Below are 4431 nucleotides of genomic sequence, written 5' to 3' on the forward strand. Positions count from 1 at the left end.
AAATAGCAACGCGGGGACCTAAGTCCCCGCTCATAGCGTCAACCGCTATTCGAATTCTTGCCGACAAGGTGCAGTCGTCTTGAGTAAATAATTACTCGTCATTGCCTTTGTCAATCACTTTACGGCCACGGTAGAAACCGTCAGCGGTCACGTGGTGACGCAGGTGTTTCTCACCGCTAGTTGCATCAACTGACAGGGTTGGGCCGGTCAGAGCATCGTGTGAACGACGCATGTCACGCTTGGAACGAGATTTTTTGTTTTGTTGAACTGCCATGGTTTGCTCCTATTTACTGACTCATTGGAACCGAGGCGCCTCAGGATTTCGGCGAGCTCTTAAGTTGTTCCAACACTTGAAATGGGTTTTTCTCTCTTTTTACCTCGACCGGTTTGCCGCTTGAATAAAGCTTACTATCTAAACAGGGCTCTTCATGATAGGCAACCGCTGGTAAACTCAATAGCAGTTCTTCTTCGATCATATCGTAAAGATCTGCCATTCCCTCACCTGTTATCCATGGATCAAAGCGCTCAGGCAGTGCCTTTGCAGCCTCTTCATCCCATACAATCGCAAGTGAGATATTGCTTTCAACCGGTACTGTCACTGGCTCGAGGCAACGCTGGCAAACTAAAGCCAAGTCAGCATTTGCACTTCCAATAACGACCTTTTTCCATTCTTCACTAATTGTAAATTCAAGCTTTACTTGAACTTCACTGCCAGAATCTTCCGTCGCATCAAGGATACGAGGTAATTCAGATACAGGAATTACACCCTCCAAAGATACGCCATGTTGGGCGAATTTTCGGGGGTCTCCCTGCCGAGGCAGAACTTTGTTAGAAGGGGTCTTAAACATAAGCGCGCCATCATAGGGATATCGCCCATGAGTGTCAAAGAAAAACTGGTGAAAATAGCGCTATTTAGTGGCTTGAGCGTAGAATTGCCCCCTTATTTAGCGTTTACCACCATTAAAATATGGCAACCCAATGACCCAACCGAAAATATTACTTGCATCCAGCTCAGCCTATCGTCGACACCTACTGGGCAAACTGGGCCTTAACTTCACATGGGAAAGCCCGGATATAGATGAAAGTCCATTACCTCATGAGCCACCTGCCACCCTGGTACAGCGACTTGCCGAAACCAAAGCCTACCATCTCGCCAATCGCCACCCGGATTGCTTGATCATCGGTTCCGACCAGGTAGCCACTATCGATAACCAAATCTTGGGCAAACCGCACACTCACGAAAATGCCTTTGCACAGCTAGCCAGCTTCCGCAATCGTGAAGTCACATTTCTGACAGGATTATGCCTATTTAACTCATCCACCAAGCACAGCCAATGCAGCGTCGAAAGCTATAAAGTCAGATTTCGCAACCTCACCGACAGCCAGATAGAGAACTACTTGCGGCGCGAACAACCTTACGATTGCGCGGGAAGCTTCAAATCAGAAGGACTGGGGGTTTGCCTATTCGAACAACTGGAGGGAGAAGATTTCAATACATTAATAGGCTTGCCTTTAATTACCCTCACCAGAATGCTCGCCAATGAAGGCATGGACCCACTGGATCAGGTAGCCAGTTTTTCCCAACCAAGCAATTGATCAAATTGATCCAGACATAACTCAGGCTGATAGCTATGGAGGCGCTCAATATGATGAGCACCATAGCTAACAGCGATACGCGGCATATTAATCCGGCGCGCCATCTCCATGTCGTATTCAGTATCACCGATCATTACCGCCTCAGATGCATCCGCGCCAAACTCACGCAGCAACTCATCCAACATTAATGGATCAGGCTTGGAGGCCGTTTCATCAGCACAGCGAGTAGCGTGAAAATAATCTGCAACACCGAGGACACTGAAAATTCGATCCAATCCTTTGCGGCTCTTACCCGTAGCAATCGTTAATGTATGCCCGCCGGCTTTAAGGTGATCCAAGGTTTCCATAACACCCGGAAAGAAATCCGATGGCCGAGCTTCATCAAGCGACAAAAAGCGGGTTGCGTAAGCCTCGCGTAAACGCTGGCGATCGGGCAAATCAACCGCAGGGTAAAGCCTGTGAATTGCCTCCGGCAGCCCCAAGCCAATAATGTTGTGGATATGATGATCATCCAGTGGACTCCAGCCCATATCCTCCGCAGCAAACTGCATCGCCTTGGTGATTTTGGCTTTTGAGTCACTCAGGGTGCCATCCCAATCAAAAATAAACAGCAATTACTCTCTCCACACACTAAATCGCAGACAACTTACTTAAGGGAATCGACAGATCAGGCGGCAAGGGAGCATCAACATGCGTAAGCTCCTCGGATTCCGGCAAATAAAAAGAGAGCGCCGATGCATGCAAGAACAGTCGCTTTATCCCCTGCCCGCGCATCACTTCATTGACATCATCGTTACCATACTTTTCATCACCAACCAGACTATGCCCGGCATACTGGGCGTGCACGCGAATTTGGTGGGTGCGACCGGTGATGGGGCGAGCCTCGATCAAACTGAAACCATCGAACCGCCGCAGTACTTTAAACTCAGTCAAGCTCGGCTTACCTTCAGGGTGAACCCGAACCACCCGCTCACCACCTGCAACCTCTGTTTTTAGCAAAGGTGCATTGACCTGATGCGTGCGCTTCGACCAATCACCATTCACTAATGCCTGATACACCTTGGTAATACCGCCAGCGCCTGCAGACTTTTCACGCAATGCAGCCTGCAGATGACGCAAATAGCTGCGCTTTTTTGCAATCATGATGCAACCGGAAGTATCGCGATCCAGACGATGCACCAACTCCAAATGTTTTGCGTCAGGGCGCATCTGGCGCAAGGTTTCAATCAAACCAAGCGTAATGCCACTGCCACCATGCACCGCGAGCCCCGGCGGTTTATTAATGACCAATAACCCATCATCTTCAAACAAAACAGACTTTGCGAGTAGCGCCATCATTTGATTACTGGCCTTAGCCTCAGTACCAGCCTCGGCAGTCCTGATAGGAGGAACCCTGACAGAATCCCCCGCAACTAACTTATATTCCGGCTTTATCCTTCCTTTATTAACACGCACTTCGCCTTTGCGAATGACGTTGTAAATTTTCGATCTGGGCACCCCCTTAAGGCGCGCAATCAGAAAATTATCAAGGCGCTGGCCGGCCTGATCTTCATCAATGGAAAGGACCATCACTTGTGCAAGCGATACGGATTCAACAGTTTGGGAAGTATTTTCAACAGATATTTTCATAATCGCCATGATACCTGATACAGCCAGATAACCGAACCCGCAACCACCACCGAGCCTAGTGAAACCTATGTAAATCACTGATTTAATTGCCGCATCCAGGTAGAGCTGCTATATTCAAGCGGCTGATACAGGCTGGTTTCCGGGTCGCGCACAAAAGACAGGCGCATCATTAGGAAATACCGCTGACAGCAAGAGCGCCAGCACTAACTCATCATTACCAGTTAAAACTCCCGCTCTTGATAACAACTGACAACGGTAGAACGCGCGCAGAGCTCGCCAACTACCCTAACAATTGCGTCAACCAACGTTGCACTCATTGTTAACACTGTTTTTGTTTTGCTGAACTCAAGAAAGCTCTATTTGTAAATTCCGGATAACAGCGCCAGCACATGATGCAGCATCATTATCCGAAGCTAATTTTGCAGGTTGCAATTTTAATCTTGTGGCTTAACTACCAAAGCTAACCACCTGATTGGGAAGCCGATTTGAAGATCGATTATCTTCAGGGCTCGCACTCAATCATTTAAGATCAATGAATGAACAACCCGGTCGTTACAGGATGGAACCACGCCTTGGCCGAGCATGAAAACAAGCACTACAAATAGGAAAACCGGTCATTTACCGGTGCATATGAATGAGCCAAATGGGCCATCTGGATTTTAAAGGCTAGATATGCAGCCGCTGCAAAGCGACCATACTGCGCAAGCCGACAGGTAAAACCCACCAACCGCTAGTGCGAGCCCAACCGTGGGTAGCGTATTAGTCCATCAGGTTGCGCAAAACACCGCTTTGTTGACCTTGATTGTCGCGTCAGTTTAACGCCCACAGACAATTAGGTAACACATGAAAAGAATGCTTATTAATGCAACTCAGCCGGAAGAGTTGCGCGTAGCCTTGGTTGACGGCCAATGGCTTTATGATCTGGACATTGAAAATCGCAATCGCGAGCAAAAAAAATCAAACATCTACAAAGGCCGCATCACCCGCGTAGAACCAAGCCTTGAAGCCGCGTTTGTTGACTACGGCGCTGAGCGTCACGGCTTCCTCCCCCTCAAAGAAATTTCCCGCGAATATTTCACCAAGAATTCTGGCGATTCTGACGGCCGCATCAAAATCAAAGATGTACTGAAAGAAGGCACCGAAGTTATTGTTCAAATTGATAAAGAAGAGCGCGGCAACAAAGGTGCAGCACTCACTACCTTTATC

Annotated in this window: 6 protein-coding genes; 2 read left to right on the forward strand and 4 right to left on the reverse strand. The window is 48.3% G+C overall.

The features are described 5' to 3' along the window. Positions 1-91: 91 nt before the first annotated feature. Together rpmF and AAGC78_RS21670 are read right to left on the reverse strand one after the other, a co-directional pair. A complete protein-coding gene (gene rpmF / locus AAGC78_RS21665) occupies positions 92-274 on the reverse strand; it encodes a 50S ribosomal protein L32 (protein WP_040391629.1) in 183 nt (60 codons plus the stop codon). A 40-nt stretch (positions 275-314) separates the two neighbouring features. Beyond that, the gene (locus AAGC78_RS21670; protein WP_435786190.1) at positions 315-848 is read right to left on the reverse strand and encodes a YceD family protein; all 534 of its coding nucleotides are present in this window, start codon (positions 846-848) and stop codon (positions 315-317) included. Positions 849-978: 130 nt separating this feature from the next. On the opposite strand from AAGC78_RS21670, the gene AAGC78_RS21675 reads away from it, so the two are divergent. Then, positions 979-1596, forward strand: coding sequence for a Maf family protein (locus AAGC78_RS21675; protein WP_435786191.1), 618 nt, complete (start codon positions 979-981; stop codon positions 1594-1596). On the opposite strand, the gene AAGC78_RS21680 is transcribed toward AAGC78_RS21675, so the two are convergent. Together AAGC78_RS21680 and rluC are read right to left on the reverse strand one after the other, a co-directional pair. Then, complete coding sequence (locus AAGC78_RS21680; protein WP_435786192.1) at positions 1563-2210, reverse strand: HAD-IA family hydrolase; 648 nt, start codon at positions 2208-2210, stop codon at positions 1563-1565. The genes AAGC78_RS21675 and AAGC78_RS21680 overlap by 34 nt on opposite strands. Before the next feature lie 16 nt (positions 2211-2226). Next, entirely contained in the window at positions 2227-3225 is a 999-nt protein-coding gene (rluC, locus tag AAGC78_RS21685; protein WP_435786193.1) for a 23S rRNA pseudouridine(955/2504/2580) synthase RluC, read from the reverse strand. Positions 3226-4068: 843 nt separating this feature from the next. Between rluC and AAGC78_RS21690 the strand changes: the two genes are divergently transcribed. After that, on the forward strand, positions 4069-4431 hold a 363-nt coding region (locus AAGC78_RS21690; RefSeq protein WP_435786194.1), incomplete at its 3' end, for a S1 RNA-binding domain-containing protein.

This window comes from Cellvibrio sp. (genome assembly GCF_039207905.1).
In the GTDB taxonomy this organism is placed as follows: domain Bacteria; phylum Pseudomonadota; class Gammaproteobacteria; order Pseudomonadales; family Cellvibrionaceae; genus Cellvibrio.

Coding starts and splice junctions, on each gene's coding strand:
- rpmF (WP_040391629.1), bottom strand. CDS start 274: ATGGCAGTTCAACAAAACAAAAAATCTCGTTCCAAGCGTGACATGCGT.
- AAGC78_RS21670 (WP_435786190.1), bottom strand. CDS start 848: ATGTTTAAGACCCCTTCTAACAAAGTTCTGCCTCGGCAGGGAGACCCC.
- AAGC78_RS21675 (WP_435786191.1), top strand. CDS start 979: ATGACCCAACCGAAAATATTACTTGCATCCAGCTCAGCCTATCGTCGA.
- rluC (WP_435786193.1), bottom strand. CDS start 3,225: ATGAAAATATCTGTTGAAAATACTTCCCAAACTGTTGAATCCGTATCG.